Genomic DNA, 18,014 nt, shown 5'->3' with positions numbered 1-18,014 from the left:
TATATTAGCACTATTTGAACAATAAATATAGAGGGGATATCACGTTAAACCTTGATATACAAGGGAATTAACGAGAGAGGATTTGTATTATATGTATACTAATTTACAATCTAAAAAATGGAGAGGAAGTGTGGTCACCGCTTCATTAACCGCTCTAATACTACTATTTTCTGTATTTTCACCTATTTTAGCCCACGCTGAGCAACCAATGATCAGTGACGGAAAAATGCAAACGAAAAAAAATATTTTTAATGTTGTCGTTTTAGGTGATTCTTTGGCTGCTAGTTATCAAAAAGGGTTCGATGCGACTTCTGTACCTTATGGATTCAGCGAAATCATCTATGAACAAGCGTTGTTTCAAGGTAATCATGCATCCTATACGAATTATGGAGTACTAGGATTACGTTCAGAAGGATTATTGAACTGGTTAACTGCTGTGGAGAAACAACAATCAATTACAGCAAATGGAGTACAACAAGGATTGAAAGATCCAAGAGTGGATACGCTAATTGGAGATACGAATACACTATATGAATCCGTTTCTAGTGCTGATCTTATCGTACTCGCTATTGGTGGAAATGACTTTTTGAATATTCTTGCAGGGTTAGACCTAACGAAAAGCGTCTCTTCTATGAGTGCAGATGAGAAAAACGCATTATTATCTCAACTACAAACAGTAACAGTCGAATACAAAAAGAATTTGACTGCTATTCTAACTATTATTCAAAAACTTAATTCCGATGTTATTATTGCAAGCCAAAACCAATATCTGCCTTTGCCAAAAGTAAAACTCAACGGTGTAGAATACTATACTAAAGTTTCACCAGATTTAGCGGAGCTACTTGTCAGCGCACAGACCAACTTAAATAAAGATTTTGATTCTGTGATTGCAGATTTCAAGAAATCCGGGTTAAACATTGGCTATATTGATGCCGCAGCAATTATCAACAGTAGCAGTGCGCTTGGACTTACTGATATTGCGACATTAGATGTGCATCCAAACGCTACAGGATATCAAAAATTAGGGGAAGCCTATAGTACTTTGTTGTGGGGAGAATTCAAAACTGCTGCGGCAAAAAAAGCAGGGGATTCATTATCTGTTGTCGTTAATGGCAAAGACGTAGTAAGTAATTATCCTACGAAAGTTATTAAGGGTCGTACTTATCTAGTATTACGTGACATTACGAATGCTGTTGGCGCTGATCTATCTTGGAGCAACAAAACTGAGACAGCAACCGTCAAATTAAACGATCGTACCGTAGAGTTGAAAGTTGGTTCTAATACTTATATCGTAAATGGTCAATCATATCCATTAGATGCACCCGTATTTTTAGAGACAATAGGTAAGGAGAGTAAAACCTACGTACCTATTGCCGCTTTGTCTTCTGGACTAGACCTATTCGTTCAATACTGGGCCAAACAAAAATTGGTGTTTGTTAATAATTAAATGAAGCTTTAGCTTTGATAACGAAGTCTGCTTTGAACTACCTTATTAAAATGAAGGTTCAGAAAGCGGGCTTTCAGAACCAAGAAGATGGAGTGCTACTTGAGAAAGGCGGAAGCGCAAGTGTACGTGTTTGGTACACGCGAACCGTACTTTCCAAGTTCGCTACATATTCGATGTCGAGTATGCTACGTTAGCATATTCTTCGTTATCAAAGTCCGCTTTTTGAACTACCCTTTATAATCTTGGAGTAGCTCATTGAGTATCTCGATACTCTTCCCAGTCCACTGATTGAGCTTGTATAATTGATTCAACTGCTGATTGGCAGCTATTAGCAACGATTCTTTATACTCTGGAATTGCACCATTATACAGTTGAACATCTCTTGGCAGTACTGTAGTCTTTTCAGTATAACTAAGCGCTCTACGTTCATGAAACATAGCTACATCAGGCTCATTAGGATTATGTAAATCTCCTTGGTCAGGATGCTTAACGACCGCCAGTATTTTTACAACAAGACGTGGAGCATAAATCTCATATACTTCACCAATATAAATACCTGATCTTACCTTTGCTTGTACAAGTTGACCAATTTCAAATGCTGATTGCTGTTCCATTTTGTACCTCCCAAAACTTTTCATTAGATTCTTGATACACTTCATTGCAATTGAAAAGTTACATCGAAAGCATATTCTTCAACTTTTCATTAGATTCATCATAGCATCATTGCAAATGAAAAGTTACATCGGAAGCATATCCTACAATTTTTCATTAGATTCTTGATACACTTCATTGCAATTGAAAAGTTACATTGGAAGCATATTCTTCGACTTCTCATTTAAAATTACTGTAAATGATGAACATATGAATGGCAAGTAGAATAAACTGGACTTGTATAACATGGCATAGGCAAGTAATATGATATATATAAAGAAGGTGAAATTTATGAGTAAGAAAAGAGTATTGCTGCTATCCGAAGGATTTGGTTCTGGCCATACCCAAGCAGCTCATGCTCTTAGTGAGGGTCTCAAACAGCTTAATCCCGATCTTTCAACGAAAGTGTTTGAATTAGGTAGTTTTCTCAATCCTATCGTAGCTCCACTAATTATTAGTGCCTACCGCAAAACAGTTAGTTCGCAGCCTAAAGTTGTCGGAATGATGTATCGAAGCAACTATCGTAAACCAGCAAATGGAATTGCTAAGCTAGCACTTCATCGCTTATTTTATACTCAAGCACTAAGATTAGTAACCCAGCTAAAGCCAGATATTATTATATGTACACACCCTTTACCTAATATGATTATCTCTCGACTAAGAAAACATCGCATAAACACACCATTAATTACAGTGATTACTGACTATGATGCACATGGCTCTTGGGTGAATCAAGAGGTTAACCAATACCTCGTTTCTTCTACTATTGTAAAAGAACGACTACTTGCTAAAGGTGTACAAGAAAATCATATTGCTGTAACGGGTATTCCTATTCATCCAAAATTTTGGAAAGTTAATGACCGTGATCAAGTCCTTGCTCGTTTTCAACTTAATAACCTACCTACAATATTAATTATGGGTGGTGGTTGGGGATTACTTACTGAGGATAACGCGTTATCTTATATGACCAAATGGCGAGAAACGACGCAACTGATTATCTGTATTGGCTCCAATGACGATATGCGAAAAAAATTGTTGGATGACCCACTATTCCAGCATCACAACATACATATTATTGGTTTTACTCCTTATATTAATGAGTTAATGGATATTAGCGATTTGTTAGTTACGAAGCCTGGCGGCATGACTTGCACTGAAGGATTTAACAAAGCTTTGCCTATGCTCTTCTACGAGCCTATTCCCGGACAAGAAGAAGAAAATTGTGATCATTTTATTAATATGGGCTTTGGAGAAATGCTAACCTCTAATGATACCGTTGATCGTTGGTTTAATTTACTTCATAACGAAGAGGGGCTAGTTCAATATCGACAAAAGCTAAAAGATAAGCGAGATCAAACTTATAGTCCTCTAGATTGTCCTAAGGCTGTACTGCAATTGTTGTAGTACAGCTTTTTTATTTTTGAAACCATTAACTGTGTAAATCGTATTATTCATTAGTCGTATTTTAAAATAAAAGGAGCACGCTTAGATGGATGCAATTCTCGATTTCATGGAGAGCTTTGGCCCTTGGGGATTAGCGATACATTCCTTCCTAGACGCCGTAATTTTTCCTATTCCCGCATTTTTCACTCAAGTATCTTTAAGTATTGCTCATCCACAATCCGCACTATGGCTTGCTACTATAGGTTTTATTGCCTGTTTGCTAGGTACTCCTGTAGGATACTATATCGGTAAATTTTTCGGTGTAGCAATTTTACAACGCCTCTTAAAACCTGAATGGATTGAAAAAGCTACCCATTATTTCAATACAAAAGGTTCTAGTGCAATATTAATCGGTGCTTTTACTCCTATTCCATTTAAAGTATTTACGATATTATCTGGTGTCATGAAATATCCATTATGGCAGCTAATGGCTTATGCAATAGTTGGTAGAGCCGTTAAGTTTTATGTTGTAGGTACTTTATTCTATATGTTTGGTAAAGCTGCAGAATCGATGGTTTCTAACGTGTCCTTATATATTTTCCTTATAGCCGTACCGATCATTGTTATCTTCATTATTGTTCGCAAACAGCTACAGAAGAAAAAAGCACTTAAAGCATTAGCATTACAAGAAAACAGCAATCAATCTGTTGATATATAATGTTCTATATTTTGTGGCACAAAAAGCAGCATCCATCTACAACGAGGTTTCCCCTCGTCGATGGATACTGCTTTTTTGTGCTTCAGTTACTTTTTATCCTTCCGTTCTCATCTGCAACAAAGATATGATTCATTATTCCGTATTGTAGAGCTTGGTAATTCTTTTCATTATATCATCGACATGTGTAATAAACTGCTAATTTCGACAATTACATTTAAAAAACTAAAAAGAATGCATAGTAATCGGACAGTTGAACTGTGCCATTACTATGCATCCTTCGGAATTTCTATTATGTTATTATTTCAAGGCACTACCGCCATATAAGAAACGGTATTCCCAACTATTCCCTGTCACTTTGCTTGTTGTTACGCCGCCACCAGCATTGGAAAACGTATGAAGTACTTTACCATCACCCAAGTAAATACCAACATGAGTAATTCTTTGAGTTGATTTGTTTATACCATTATAACTAGATTTGCTAGAACCTTTAGATGACATGAAGAACATTAAGTCCCCACGTTTCAAATCATTAATATCAGTTACTGCATTACCAAGGTTTTTCACATATGTCCCTTGCTGTCTAGAGTCAGCAGGTAATTTGATACCTAATGCATCAATAAAAGCTTGTCTAACAAAGTCTGAACAATCAAAAGTTGTTGTCGTATTACGGTTAGATCCATATTCATATGGAGTTCCCAAATATTTCATTCCTGCAGATATAACTTTTTCTACAGATGAACTATTAGCTGACGTAGAGCCATTAGAGCTTGAACCATTGTTTGAGCTAGATCCACTATTAGAACCTGAATTGTTGGATGAACTTCCTACAACTTCAGTGTACTTACTCCCATTCGAAATATATCCTTTATTACCATTTTGATCTTGGACTTGTAGCCATCCGTTAGATGCAAATCCAACAACAGTAACTTTCTCACCTTTTGATAACTTTCTTATAACTGAGCTACTTGAGTTAGAACTAGTTCTCATGTTAACTCCCCATGTTATTTCTGCCTGTTGATTAACTGCGCTTACCTCTGTTGTAGATGCGCTAGGAGTCGCGCTAGGAGTCCCAGTACCACTGTTATTAGAACCTGTATTGTCGTTGGACGAAACACCTACAACTTCAGTATATTTGCTATTATCAGAAATAAATCCTTTTTGACCATTTTTATCTTGTACTTGAAGCCATCCATTAGAAGTAATTCCGATAATAGTAACTGTCTCGCCTTTCGATATCATTCTTATTACTGAGCTACTAGAGTTAGAACTAGTTCTCATATTAACTCCCCATGTTACTTGTGCCTGTTGATTAACCGCGCTTACTTCTGCTGCATATGCGCTAGGAGTCCCAGTAATAGACAGACCTCCTACTAATAAACTTACTGCAATTGCTGCAGATGCTACTTTGTATTTGATTGAATAACTCATTCTGCTATTCTTCCTTCCTCTTGCTGTATTCGCTTCGTTAAGCGTTGATGCAATTATAGGATTAAAAAGAGGGACTAGGCATCTGACTACTTACCTAAATACGTGTGCCAGCAAAAGGTTGAAAAATAGGTCGTGAAATAGTGAGAGAATATTAATAAAGGACACATCTCAGAAGAGATGTGCCCTTTATATTCTCATTATTATAGTTACCTCGAAGCATATGCACATTAGTAAAGTGAGAAGCTTCTCATTACTTTCTACTTTTCCCAAATTAGCATATTAGGTCTTTTGAACCAATTTCTTAGGACCTAGACATTATTACCTACATTTACCATTACTTTAGGATCATAATTTTTATCCATTTTATTTTAATTACTGTATTTATATGTTATATCCATCAGTATTATTCTATTGTTCTAATGGTTCTACATGCACATTTACATTTAGTATATTATGTTTTTTGAACAGTCTACGCTCAATTTCATCACATATGGTATGACTTTCAATGAGTGATAATTCATGATCAACCTGAACACTTACTTCTACAAGCACATTATTTCCATGTACTCGTGCCTTCAAGTCTGTAATTTCACATACACCTTTCGTATTAGATACAGTGGTATGAAGCTTTTTCAGTACCTTCTCATCTATTCCATCAGTTAATGCATGTGTAGAGGTCGTAAAAATATCCCATGCCGTTTTGCAAATGATAATACCTACAATTAATGCCGCTACAGGATCTAGCCACGGCATATTAAGTTGCGCTCCAAAAATACCGACCGCTGCACCAATACTTACTAAAGCATCGGACAAATTATCTTTTGCTGCAGCTTTTAACGCCTGATTGTTAATTTTATTAGCAAGGCGATTATTGTACATGTATACAGCTACCATAACTATCGCTGCTCCTATTGCGACCCAAGCAGTAAGTATATTGGGAGTATGATATTCACCTTTAATCATTGTACGAATGGCACCGATAAGTACCTGAATCCCTACAGTAGCCATAATAAACGAAGCAACCATTGCTGCTATCGTCTCTGCACGAAAATGTCCATATGGATGATCTTCATCAGGTGGCTTCTGAGATATTTTCAATCCTATCAATACTGCAATAGAAGCAATAATATCGGTTAGATTATTATATCCATCAGCAACTAGTGCACCAGACAAGAAAATATAACCTATAGTAAGCTTAACTGACGAAAGCACTAAGTATGCAGCAATGCTGATCCATGCTCCTTTTTCGCCTTCTTTTATTTCCTCATATTGCGTCAACTTAATAACCTCCTGATCCGTACTAGAACACACTAACGTATCATACACGATACAACTAATGTGGGTCTACAGAAACAGTGTTGACCTAATGCGTAACTTTATGCCCCAGTGCAACAAGTTATCATTAATCCAACATTGTAAGCTTGTCTATAAATTTCAATATATGCACGTATATACATAAAAAAAGCCTCTGACAACCTAGATGTTGAACAACTAGGTCATTAGAGGCTTCTTTAATATTAAAGTGTACCGCTGTACAATTTTTCACGAAGTTCTTTTACTTCAGCATTTTCAAGATATTCATCGTAAGTCATTAGACGATCGATTACCCCGTTTGGCGTAAATTCGATAATACGATTCGCTACCGTTTGAACGAACTGATGGTCATGAGATGTGAATAAGATTGTGCAATCTGTATCCATCAAACCATTATTCAATGCTGTAATGGATTCAAGGTCTAAGTGATTCGTTGGCTCATCCATAATAAATACGTTAGCACCTTCAAGCATCATCTTAGATAGCATACAACGAACTTTTTCTCCCCCTGAAAGCACACTTGCTTTCTTCATAGCTTCATCACCGGAGAATAACATACGTCCTAGGAAACCACGTAGGAATGTTTCATCAGGATCTTTAGAATACTGACGTAACCATTCAACCAAGTTCAGATCAACATCATCAAAGTATGCTGAGTTGTCTTTCGGGAAGTAAGTACGAGTCGTCGTAACTCCCCAAGAGAATGAACCTGCATCTGGCTCAAGTTCTCCAGATATAGCTTGGAAGAATGCTGTTTTCGGCAAGCCATTAGGACCTACAAAAGCAATTTTATCACCTTTATTAATAGCCATCGTCAAGTTATCAATTACTTTTTCACCGTCAACTGAAACTGTAAGATTTTCAGTCATTAGTAAGTGCTTTCCAGCTTCACGTTCACCTTTGAATAGAATAAACGGATATTTACGATTGGAAGGACGAATGTCATCAAGCGTAATTTTTTCAAGCGCCTTTTTACGAGAAGTTGCTTGTTTGGATTTCGATTTGTTCGCACTAAAACGTAGAACAAACGCTTGTAGTTCTTTAACTTTATCTTCTTTTTTCTTATTTTCATTACGCATTAGCGCAAGAGCCAATTGACTGGACTCATACCAGAAGTCGTAGTTACCAACATACATTTGAATTTTACCAAAGTCAATGTCGGCAATATGTGTACAAACTTCATTCAGGAAGTGACGGTCATGGCTGACTACAATTACAGTACCTTCATAGTCGCCTAAGAAGTTCTCTAACCAACGAATAGATTCGATATCAAGATGGTTAGTAGGCTCATCCAGCAATAGTATATGCGGTGAACCAAATAGTGCTTGTGCTAGCAATACGCGAACTTTCTCGCTACCATCTAGTTCAGACATCTGCTTGTCATGAAAATCTGAACCAATGCCCAGACCGTTCAACATCTCAGCAGCTTCCGACTCAGCTTCCCAACCATTCATATCAGCAAACTCAGCTTCAAGCTCACCAGCACGCATACCGTCTTCATCAGTGAAGTCAGCTTTTGCATACAAAGTATCTTTTTCCTTCATAATATCATACAACTTTTTATGACCCATAATAACAGTTTCAAGCACTTGGAACTCATCATATGCATAATGGTTCTGACTCAATACCGCAAGGCGCTCACCTGGCGTAATATGAACTTCACCTGATGACTGCTCAACTTCACCAGAAAGTATTTTAAGGAATGTTGATTTTCCTGCACCGTTAGCACCGATAAGACCATAACAGTTACCAGGGTTGAATTTAATACTTACATCTTCAAAGAGCGCACGCTTACCAAAACGTAGCGTGATGCCACTTGTACTAATCATTACGTAATCCCGTCCTTCATTATCATTCTCGTTATCTCAGACTATTATAGCATAGTCTCAACTGTAAAGACGCCGTTTTCCATGAATTTTCTTATTCATTGTTCATAATTTACGAAAATCGCTTTATTAATACGTCACTATTTTGCTATTGTATAAATAACTGCTACTCTTATAGTGATGAAATGCTATGAGCAGCAAATACTGTTATAATAGGAGACACTCAGTGAACCAATTGCTGTACAGTCGGAGATCTCTATGAGAACTAATTGCTGTTACAATCGAAGATCGCTACGTGGATGAATAAATAAAGACAAAGGTACTTTTCTGCGGCATAAACTCTAATTTTATAGTCTATGCGGCAAGTTCACTTTAACCGCCGAAATACGTGCTTGGATTGTCAATAAGGCTATTCTTTTCTATAAAAATGAAGGCTGTTATTAGAGAGTGTTAAATAAAAAGTTTTGGGAGGATTAATTATGAAGTTATTGTCGATTGAACCTACACCTAGTCCGAATTCTATGAAGCTGAATCTCGATGAAGCTTTGCCTAGAGGCCGTAGACTTACATATACGACCAAAGAATCAGCTGATCTTGCCCAGCCATATCGCAGTTTGCTTACGATTCAAGGAGTCAGAAGTTTATTCCATACCGCAGACTTTATTGCACTTGATCGCAAACCAGGAGCGGATTGGGCTGCCATCCTTGCAGAGGCAAGAATTATTTTACAAGCCGATCAACAATTAGGTGCGGCTGTCGCACAAGGTTCCGATGGATACGGGGAAGCACAAGTACTTGTACAAATGTTCCGAGGAATTCCGATGCAAATCCGCGTTAAAACTGTTGATGGAGAATTTCGTGCTGCTTTACCGCAAAAGTTTATCGATGCCATTACTCAAGCTGCCGGTTCATCGATGATACGTGAACGAAAACTTGAAGAATTCGGCGTTCGCTATGGCGTTCCCGAAGAAATTGCGAATGAAATTGTACAAGAACTAGAAGCTAGCTACACAAGTGAACGACTTCATAATCTAATTGAAGCCTCTCTCGCTATTGGTAGTGGCGTTCCTATCGAGGTTGTTAGACCTTTACCACTTAATGGAGCAGAAGTATTAGAACAATTACATGAAGACGAGTGGCAAGCACGTTATGCCGCCCTAGAGCGTTATGCGTTAGATGAGGAAGCAATCGAAGTACTACAAATAGCTTTAACAGACAGTAATACCTCAATACGACGACATGCGGTTATACTGCTTGGTGATTTGCGTACAGATGATGCGTTGTCACTGCTGTACAAAGCATTAGCGGACAGCTCCCCTTCCGTTCGCAGAACTGCTGGTGACACATTGTCTGATCTAGGTGATGTTGGTGCGATAGAACCGATGATCGTTGCTTTAGCTGACAAAAACAAACTTGTCCGTTGGCGTGCTGCCCGCTTCTTATACGAAGTTGGCGATGAGCGCGCGTTGGAAGCATTGAAGGTAGCATCCAATGATTCAGAATTTGAAATTCAATTGCAAGCGAAGATCGCAATTGAACGTATTGAACGCGGTGAAGAAGCAGCTGGCTCAGTATGGCAACAGATGACAGCAGCTAGACAAAAGGAACAACAGTAAGTCAAGTTAATCTAAGTTGTTATTACCCCCTATAAATGAAAAGCTCGACTAACGTAAAGTGTTAGTCGAGCTTTTTCTAACATAAGACGAACTAGTCCGTTCTAGCAGACCCATTATCGTGAGGTTAACAATGTGAATTATTACCTGTATTCTATCGTAATCGTAACGAGATAATCTCCCGCTTTGTTCCATTCCTGATAGCTAGTTTGGTAGGACAGACTTTTGTTCAATGATTTGAAAGCTTTATTGATATCATCAACTAATTGCTCTCCACCTGTATAGCGAAACTGTAGCTCTGTCTCGTCAGTTCCAACTGCAGATTTCACCATAGCTTTCATCTGCTCATAACTTTCAATCGTATTACTCGAATCCTCCATATGGTACCCTAATTGCTCTCTTGATTGTTGAACCATAATAAATGCTTCCGAAGCTGGATCAGCAGTTGCTAGTTGCTCATTCAACAATTGTTGGTAACTCATTGTTGCGACGGGATAATCCGCTTTCCATACATGATCCTGAGCTAACTGTGTATCACTAACCAAGTAGTACTTATAAGATACATCATCTTCTGCCTGACCAATCGGATCATCCCATGTGAGATCAATCTGATACCATTGCCCTTCGATTTTCACTAAGTTCCAAGCATGTTCTCCCGTGTTTACACTGCCTTCAACAATTCTAACATCAAAGCCTGCCTCACTATAGAAACGATAGCCTAACAATGCATAACCTTGACATACTGTTGTACCCTCAGTAATCGCTTCGTATGCTGTGTAACGAGTCAAACTCTGATCGTATTGAACATGCTGCACAATCCAGTCATGTATTAGTTTTACTTGTTCAAATGAAGAATATTGCTCTAGTTCAAGTGTTTTAATTACTTGCTTCACATAACTTGTAACCTCTGCACTCATCTCATGACTTTCTCGATATACAACAGTAAGAGCAACCTCAGACCTTGATAATCCACTACTCATCGAGTAACTGTATGATTCCATCGTATATTTGATGTAATCATCGACATCTATAGCTTGTTGAAGCCAGCTAGCGAATTGATTCTTAACATCATCGCTATTACCTTGAATCGTAATATCAATTGCCGTTCTACCTTCAGCAAGCTCTTTAGCTATATATCGCACAATATGTTCACTATCTTTCGACGAAAGCTTTTCTTCCCCTGTCTTACTAGAAGACGAAGATGACTCTACTGTCAACCCATCCTTAATAAAAAATGCCGTATCGTCAACTGTCTCTTGGATAGTAGTTGTGACCTGCTGCTTCCAATCCATATCGGTATTTTGCTCAAACCATTGGTAGCATCCAATAGCAATTGCGACAATTACGACGATCCCGAATAATTTTCTCAAAAGCATCTCACCCCTCAATCTTCAGTTAACTATGCCGAATCCACTACGAAGCCAATCATCGTTATCATCGCTTCATATTCGATGTCGAGTATGCTTTTTGAACTTCCTATTACAATAGAGGTTCAAAAAGTGGGCTTTCAGAACCGAGAAGATGACGCGCTACTTGAGAAAGGCGGAAGCGCAAGTGTACGTGTTTGGTACACGCGAACCGTACTTTCCAAGTTCGCTTCATATTCGATGTCGAGTATGCTACGTTAGCAGACTCATCGTTATCAAAGCCCGCTTTTTGAACTTCCTCTTAAATTGATGCGGCTAACGTGGTAAAGCTTTGCACCTGCTCTGTAATATCATCAAACTTACCTAGCTTCGCATTTTCCAAATTAACTAGCTTCGTCCCCATACCAACGGCATTAGCGCCTGCTTCAAAGTATTGCCTAAAATTATCGTAATTAACGCCGCCAGTAGCAATAATAGGTATGTCTTTGATCGGACCGCGAATCTCGCTTAAGTAGTTTATACCGAGCGAAGCCATCGGAAATAGTTTAATAGCATCAACGCCCGCTTTCATTGCTTGAATAATCTCCGTTGGTGTCATAACGCCTGGCCACATCGGTATATTTTGCTGCTGAGCATATTGAACAACTTCAAGATCTAAATTGGGCGATATAAGAAATTGAGCACCTGCTGCAACTGCTCGCTTCGCATGTTCAACATCAATAACTGTACCAGCACCAACATAAGCAATTCCGTCAAATGTTGTACGCCATTGTTCAATCATAGTGGTCGCACCTACAGTATTCATCGTAATTTCCATAAATTTGACGCCACCATCGACAATGGCATGCCCCGTAGCTATCGCATATGAATCTTCGATCCCTCGTAATATAGCAATAATTTTATGCTCTAATAGTTCATTAAGCAGTGTAGATTTCATCTTATTATTCCTCTTTCTTCTTCCAATATTTCTGAATGACTTTCAAAAATAAATTCGGAAACGGAAGAGTATTCATATCCGCCTCATTAATAAATCGATATTGACTCCCGTTATCAGTAGCAACCTCACTATTGTACGGTTCACTTCGTTCAGCAACTAGCTGTTCCGAATACTCATTTATCTGTGAAACTTCTGATTTTCCATCCATATCAGCATTATAAAATCGCATCTTCCAGCGAATATGACTAAATATATGCTCTTCATCACTGTACCATTGATACGGACGTACTAGCAGCTTTTGCTCATTATAGATGAAAGAGGAAATAGCTGCGCCTAGTTCAGGCTGCTCTTTCGGTTCGGCGTCGAATAATGAAATAGCATTACTATTATCAATTAGTGTATGCGGTAGTTCCCACATTCCTGCTAACAATCCTTCATTAGGACGCTGACGAATAAGAATCTTACCTTCATTCTCACCAGTTCCTTCTACGATTACAGCAACTCTATACTCAACTCTAGCTTTTTTTGCTTTTGTCTTGATTGGTATTTCTAGTTCTCTGCCTTGAATTCTTGCTTCGCAATGCTCCATAACAGGACAGATTAGACAGCTAGGCGATTTCGGAGAACAGATTAACGCGCCAAGCTCCATTAGTGCTTGATTAAAGTAACGGGCTTTACCTTCTGGAATCATCGTTAAAACTAGTTTTTCGATATTTATTCTTGTCGATGCCTTAGCGATATCATCCTCAAGCAAGAAAAATCGTGATAGGACACGCATAACATTGCCATCAACAGCTGGTACGGACTCATTGTACGCTATACTCATTATCGCTCCACAAGTATACGGTCCAACACCTTTAAGCTTCGCTACTTCTTCCGCAGTTGTTGGCACCTGTCCGTTATATTGCTCCATGACCATACGTGCTCCAGCTTGCAAATTACGAGCGCGTGAATAATAGCCTAATCCTTCCCAGCACTTTAACACTTCATCTTCCGGTGCCTCCGCTAACGCTCGTACTGTAGGAAACTTCTCCATAAATGTATTATAATAAGGAATTACTGTATCTACTCTAGTCTGTTGTAACATAATCTCTGATACCCATATACGATACGGATCATGATTTTGACGCCAAGGCAAATCGCGCTGTATATGAAAATACCACTCTAGTATGTCTAAGCCGTATTTTTCTTTTATCTGTTCAACACTTAATATTGTCATGTAATGTACTACCATCCCTTGTGTACTTGCATTAGTATTCATCTATAATAGATTTATCTCTATATATTATATCATTTCTGAGTAAGCTCTGCTTCCGAAGCGACTTTTTGTTGGCAGGAAGCACTTCAAGTAGGTAACAAAAAGTTGTAGTATTTCCTTCCGAAGTACTTTTCATTAACTAGAAGTACTTCAGGGAGATTATGAAAAGTTGTAGGAGGTTAGCAATGAAAGCCGCGAAAACTATTATGTCTGTAGCTTGTACCATTATTTGCGTTAGCGTTATTTTATCAGCATGTGGACAGCAAGGCTCAAATTCATCTTCAAATGGGCAACAACAATCCTCGAAGCCGATTTCACTTTCAACTGCTTCAAGTGAAGTTCAATCGATTTATAAAGCTCGATGTATTAGCTGTCATGCTACTGATCTTTCTGGCAAGATGGGTGAACAAACTAATTTACAGCTAATCTATGAATCACTGAGCTACGATGATATTGTTGCAACGATTACTAATGGTGGTGAGATCATGCAACCATTCAAAGATAAGCTCTCCGAGCAAGAAATCAATTCATTAGCTGCTTGGTTATCTAAGCAATAACATTATGAAAACATGTAAGGGGTGCATTAGAAGATTATCTTCTAATGCACCCCTTACTAATTACGGTCTACTTTCAACGACAACAAATGCTGAAGCAAGCTCTCGTTCATGGGTGATGGAAACATGAATGTCAAGATTCATATCTCCATATCCAAGCGCTTCTAGTGCTGTTGTTGTAACACTGCAAACGGGTTTCCCATTGACACTTCGCTTAATTTCAATGTCATGAAAGCCAAGCTTCGAGCCTATCCCACAGCCAAAAGCTTTGCTTACCGCTTCCTTCACGGCAAAGCGACCTGCTACATATTCAACTTTACGTACCTCGCCTACTGTTGCACTAAGCTCCACATATTCCTGCTCGGTAAAAATACGATGTAGAAACTTCTCGCCAATCGTTCCCGCTAGCAGCTTTCTTACTCGTGAAAGTTCCGTCAGATCGTGACCTATGCCAATAATCATTCTAGCGTGCTCCATCCTTTTGCTCTTGGTTGTATAGCATATTTGCTAATATCGGTTTGTTCGGTAAAAAGTAAATGATCTCTTCTTTGCTAATTGGTTTACTTATGTAAAAACCTTGAATGTAATGACACCCTAATTCGTCTAATAGCTCCAATTGAGTGCTATCTTCTACACCTTCTGCAACGATACGTAGATCTAGACTTTTTGCAATATTTATAATCGCATTAACGATTTTATATCCCTTGTCATCTGTAACCATTTCACGTATAAAACTTTTATCTATTTTCAAAATTTCGATTGGAAAATTTTTCAACACGGATAATGATGAATAGCTAATTCCAAAATCATCAATAGCTACAGAGATACCTATTTTTCTGATCTCCTCAATAACATTCAACACAACATGTGATTGATCGATAATCGTAGTTTCCGTAATTTCAAATGTTAAATGTGCAGGATTCATTCCAGTTTCCTCTAATATAGCTCGTACCGAGGACATGAATTGAATAGATTTCAATTGCAATCCAGATATATTAATTGAAATTTTAACTGGTTCATAGCCTTGTCTAATCCATTCCATCCCCTGTATACAAGCCGCTCGGATGACCCATGCCCCAATCGGTACAATTAATCCAACAGACTCCGCTATCGGGATAAATTTATCTGGTGATAAAATTACACCACTTTCCGTACGTAATCGAAGCAGTACCTCAATCCCATATATTCGCTTTGAACGTGCATGCACTTGTGGCTGAAATACTAACAGAAACTGCTCTTTGGCTAGTGCTTCACGCAATATTTTCTCCATCTTACGTTTGTCTTGCTGATAATTAATCATATATGGTTCATATCTCATAAAGTTATTCTTACCATTATGCTTCACTTGATATAGCGCTATATCTGCTTTTTTCAGTAACTCATCGTACTCAAGTCCATCACTTGGATATAAACTAATCCCAACGCTAACCGATAAATTGATATCACGATTCATACCTACAATCCGCTGAGAAATTGCTTCAGATATTTGTGCTGCGAAAATATCAATCTCCTCAACTTGATCGAATTGGAACAAAATTACAAACTCATCTCCACCAAAACGTGAAATATGATCCCCTTGCTTAATACAACGAGTAAGCACATCTGACAACGTTTCTATTATATCATCGCCAACATGATGCCCATATAAATCATTAATAAGCTTAAAATTATCAATATCTAACACACATAGCGCAAATTCACGATGCCCTGCTTGAATAACCTGTTTAATTTCCTCGTAAAATCTTCTGCGATTTACAAGTCCATGTGCTAATTCATTGCCATCATCACTAATACGCAGCTTTGAAATATCCCTTATCGTACCAATTAATTTTTGAATATTTCCTACATGATCTCTCGTACTTTCAGCGCTAATAATTGCGAAGTAATATGGACCATTATTAATCTGAATTCTTAATTCTATATAGAAAGGTTTGTTATCGCGGAAATGCTCATAAAAGTGCTTCTTAAGCAAACTCACATCTTCAGGGTGGACGAACTCCTCGAGCCCTAAAAATGTTGTTGGTTTTACTTTGAAGTTAAGATTACGATTCAACCATACTTTTTTCTTATCAAAATTCACTTCAAATAAAATATCATCGCTTAATCGAGTAATCACATCTTGTCGTTCAGACAACTCTTGCTGCTTTTGTCTAAGTGTTGCTGATTCATCTAATAATGAAAGTCTATCAATTGTGTTAGATACAATATCAAATAAATGTACAATTCTCATATATTCAGAAGTTCGCTGATTCGTCTTTTCATGAGATGTACCGAATGAAAGTAAGCTCCAATTATTTTGAGTTTGTCTATAAGGAAGAACATAAATTATTTCATTATCAGATTTCAAACTTTGCGATGAGAATATTGGTGGGTGAGCTGGCAATGTCTCATATTGCTTCAATTTAATTTGCTTAAGTTCGTTTTTTCTAGTTGTAAAATTAAAATATTCTTTCATTATCAAATGAGGCTGCTGCTGAGCGTTATATCCTTGTTGCTCAGTAATCGAACCCCAATTAAAATAATTATCGATTAAATCTGCAATATCACGGACATGTTTAAAACTGTGGCTTAATATATAACGATTAAATTCATAGTTAACATTATTTTCAGTACGTAAAGCATTAATATGATTGGCGTATTCTACTTGGATAATACTACTCTCGTTAGTTTCATTACCTTCCTCGATCCCGCAACCGCAGGATTGACGTCTAATAAGTGTACCGTCGATAACATCCAGCTTAAATGTTTGGGGGTGATCGATCCGTTGACATAAGTTTTCGATCGCTTTTATTAATATAAGATCTAGATTCTGTTCAAAACTAGTAATTGAAATTTCAGAGTGTCGCGCGGTACTAGAATTATCGAAGCCGATTAAAGCAATATCCTCCGGCACGCTATATCCTTTTTCAAGTAATTTATCAATCATCCCAAATACACAAAGATCTGTACCCACTAACGCAGCCGTCATTGGGAATTTTTCACTGATGATTCTCTCTGCGATTTGTTTGCCGCCAAATACACTCATATCAACAGAATCATATATATAATTCGCTTTTACTTCTAATCCTAATTCCTGCATAGCAGATAAATAACCATCGTAACGATATTTCATATCATCCATCGTCATACTTCCTAAATAACCAATTTTGGTATGACCATGTTTATGTAAATGAAAAATAGCTTCTTTTGCAGCTTTTTTATTATTAACTACGACCATTCCACCATTCATATTCAACTGTCGAATATCTTTGGCCACTGTCACTATAGGTTTTTGATATATTTCTTCAAGTTGCTTCAAAAAATGATCTTCCACTGCATAATTAACGACAAGCCAGCCATCTACTTTGTCCATTCCAATCGGAACATCAAAGTATTTACCTCCTGTACGAATAATAATTAGATTTACATCAAGTTTTCTAGCAGTAAATTGAATACCTTGGATCACTTCTGTATAATAATTTCCGCCTAGAAAAGGAGTTAAGACGCCGATTGTTCGTTGACGCTGCATTTGAGTTCCT

Annotated in this window: 14 protein-coding genes; 5 read left to right on the top strand and 9 right to left on the bottom strand. The window is 37.8% G+C overall.

From position 1 onward, the window contains the following. The first annotated feature begins 91 nt into the window (after positions 1–91). Positions 92–1,447: a stalk domain-containing protein gene (locus AC1TO5_RS08695; RefSeq protein WP_482062396.1), complete on the top strand. Its 1,356-nt coding sequence runs from the start codon at positions 92–94 to the stop codon at positions 1,445–1,447. A gap of 227 nt (positions 1,448–1,674) precedes the next feature. On the opposite strand, the gene kapB is transcribed toward AC1TO5_RS08695, so the two are convergent. Beyond that, positions 1,675–2,061 carry a sporulation phosphorelay system protein KapB gene (gene kapB, locus AC1TO5_RS08690; protein ID WP_482062395.1) on the bottom strand — a complete coding sequence of 129 codons (387 nt, stop codon included), beginning with the start codon at positions 2,059–2,061 and terminating at the stop codon, positions 1,675–1,677. 328 nt (positions 2,062–2,389) lie between these two features. Here kapB and AC1TO5_RS08685 point away from each other — a divergent pair, with 328 nt between their 5' ends. Both AC1TO5_RS08685 and AC1TO5_RS08680 read left to right on the top strand, forming a co-directional pair. Further along, positions 2,390–3,502 carry an MGDG synthase family glycosyltransferase gene (locus tag AC1TO5_RS08685; RefSeq protein WP_482062394.1) on the top strand — a complete coding sequence of 371 codons (1,113 nt, stop codon included), beginning with the start codon at positions 2,390–2,392 and terminating at the stop codon, positions 3,500–3,502. A gap of 85 nt (positions 3,503–3,587) precedes the next feature. After that, positions 3,588–4,199 carry a YqaA family protein gene (locus AC1TO5_RS08680; protein WP_482062393.1) on the top strand — a complete coding sequence of 204 codons (612 nt, stop codon included), beginning with the start codon at positions 3,588–3,590 and terminating at the stop codon, positions 4,197–4,199. A gap of 297 nt (positions 4,200–4,496) precedes the next feature. On the opposite strand, the gene AC1TO5_RS08675 is transcribed toward AC1TO5_RS08680, so the two are convergent. From AC1TO5_RS08675 to AC1TO5_RS08665, 3 genes are all read right to left on the bottom strand, one after another. After that, a complete protein-coding gene (locus tag AC1TO5_RS08675; protein ID WP_482062392.1) occupies positions 4,497–5,627 on the bottom strand; it encodes a C40 family peptidase in 1,131 nt (376 codons plus the stop codon). Between the two features lie 408 nt (positions 5,628–6,035). Next, entirely contained in the window at positions 6,036–6,905 is an 870-nt protein-coding gene (locus tag AC1TO5_RS08670) for a cation diffusion facilitator family transporter (RefSeq protein WP_482062391.1), read from the bottom strand. Between the two features lie 239 nt (positions 6,906–7,144). Then, positions 7,145–8,770: an ABC-F family ATP-binding cassette domain-containing protein gene (locus tag AC1TO5_RS08665; RefSeq protein ID WP_482062390.1), complete on the bottom strand. Its 1,626-nt coding sequence runs from the start codon at positions 8,768–8,770 to the stop codon at positions 7,145–7,147. A gap of 476 nt (positions 8,771–9,246) precedes the next feature. On the opposite strand from AC1TO5_RS08665, the gene AC1TO5_RS08660 reads away from it, so the two are divergent. Then, positions 9,247–10,383 carry a conserved virulence factor C family protein gene (locus AC1TO5_RS08660; protein WP_482062389.1) on the top strand — a complete coding sequence of 379 codons (1,137 nt, stop codon included), beginning with the start codon at positions 9,247–9,249 and terminating at the stop codon, positions 10,381–10,383. A gap of 140 nt (positions 10,384–10,523) precedes the next feature. Here the strand turns inward: AC1TO5_RS08660 and AC1TO5_RS08655 are convergent, their stop codons facing one another. The 3 genes from AC1TO5_RS08655 to mutY form a co-directional block, all read right to left on the bottom strand. Beyond that, complete coding sequence (locus AC1TO5_RS08655; protein WP_482062388.1) at positions 10,524–11,750, bottom strand: transglutaminase domain-containing protein; 1,227 nt, start codon at positions 11,748–11,750, stop codon at positions 10,524–10,526. Between the two features lie 298 nt (positions 11,751–12,048). Then, on the bottom strand, positions 12,049–12,684 hold the full coding sequence (locus AC1TO5_RS08650; protein WP_482062387.1) for a bifunctional 4-hydroxy-2-oxoglutarate aldolase/2-dehydro-3-deoxy-phosphogluconate aldolase: 636 nt from the start codon (positions 12,682–12,684) through the stop codon (positions 12,049–12,051). Between the two features lie 4 nt (positions 12,685–12,688). Continuing rightward, positions 12,689–13,903 (bottom strand): A/G-specific adenine glycosylase, encoded by a 1,215-nt coding sequence (gene mutY, locus AC1TO5_RS08645; protein ID WP_482062386.1) that lies wholly within the window; start codon positions 13,901–13,903, stop codon positions 12,689–12,691. A 224-nt stretch (positions 13,904–14,127) separates the two neighbouring features. On the opposite strand from mutY, the gene AC1TO5_RS08640 reads away from it, so the two are divergent. Further along, complete coding sequence (locus AC1TO5_RS08640; protein ID WP_482062385.1) at positions 14,128–14,499, top strand: c-type cytochrome; 372 nt, start codon at positions 14,128–14,130, stop codon at positions 14,497–14,499. Between the two features lie 60 nt (positions 14,500–14,559). Here the strand turns inward: AC1TO5_RS08640 and acpS are convergent, their stop codons facing one another. Continuing rightward, positions 14,560–14,958, bottom strand: coding sequence for a holo-ACP synthase (gene acpS, locus AC1TO5_RS08635; RefSeq protein ID WP_482062384.1), 399 nt, complete (start codon positions 14,956–14,958; stop codon positions 14,560–14,562). Between the two features lies 1 nt (position 14,959). Then, positions 14,960–18,004: an EAL domain-containing protein gene (locus tag AC1TO5_RS08630; protein WP_482062383.1), complete on the bottom strand. Its 3,045-nt coding sequence runs from the start codon at positions 18,002–18,004 to the stop codon at positions 14,960–14,962. Positions 18,005–18,014: the final 10 nt, after the last annotated feature.

The organism is Paenibacillus sp. Y930, assembly GCF_056786375.1.
The sequence above is the reverse complement of the archived record's forward strand: the minus strand, read 5'-3'. Positions and strand labels throughout refer to the sequence as shown.

What these genes read in the sequence shown, in the direction of transcription:
- acpS (WP_482062384.1), bottom strand. Translation starts at nt 14,958, where the DNA reads ATGATTATTGGCATAGGTCACGATCTGACGGAACTTTCACGAGTAAGA.
- kapB (WP_482062395.1), bottom strand. Translation starts at nt 2,061, where the DNA reads ATGGAACAGCAATCAGCATTTGAAATTGGTCAACTTGTACAAGCAAAG.
- AC1TO5_RS08695 (WP_482062396.1), top strand. Translation starts at nt 92, where the DNA reads ATGTATACTAATTTACAATCTAAAAAATGGAGAGGAAGTGTGGTCACC.
- mutY (WP_482062386.1), bottom strand. Translation starts at nt 13,903, where the DNA reads ATGACAATATTAAGTGTTGAACAGATAAAAGAAAAATACGGCTTAGAC.
- AC1TO5_RS08675 (WP_482062392.1), bottom strand. Translation starts at nt 5,627, where the DNA reads ATGAGTTATTCAATCAAATACAAAGTAGCATCTGCAGCAATTGCAGTA.
- AC1TO5_RS08680 (WP_482062393.1), top strand. Translation starts at nt 3,588, where the DNA reads ATGGATGCAATTCTCGATTTCATGGAGAGCTTTGGCCCTTGGGGATTA.
- AC1TO5_RS08650 (WP_482062387.1), bottom strand. Translation starts at nt 12,684, where the DNA reads ATGAAATCTACACTGCTTAATGAACTATTAGAGCATAAAATTATTGCT.
- AC1TO5_RS08660 (WP_482062389.1), top strand. Translation starts at nt 9,247, where the DNA reads ATGAAGTTATTGTCGATTGAACCTACACCTAGTCCGAATTCTATGAAG.
- AC1TO5_RS08640 (WP_482062385.1), top strand. Translation starts at nt 14,128, where the DNA reads ATGAAAGCCGCGAAAACTATTATGTCTGTAGCTTGTACCATTATTTGC.
- AC1TO5_RS08685 (WP_482062394.1), top strand. Translation starts at nt 2,390, where the DNA reads ATGAGTAAGAAAAGAGTATTGCTGCTATCCGAAGGATTTGGTTCTGGC.
- AC1TO5_RS08630 (WP_482062383.1), bottom strand. Translation starts at nt 18,004, where the DNA reads ATGCAGCGTCAACGAACAATCGGCGTCTTAACTCCTTTTCTAGGCGGA.
- AC1TO5_RS08665 (WP_482062390.1), bottom strand. Translation starts at nt 8,770, where the DNA reads ATGATTAGTACAAGTGGCATCACGCTACGTTTTGGTAAGCGTGCGCTC.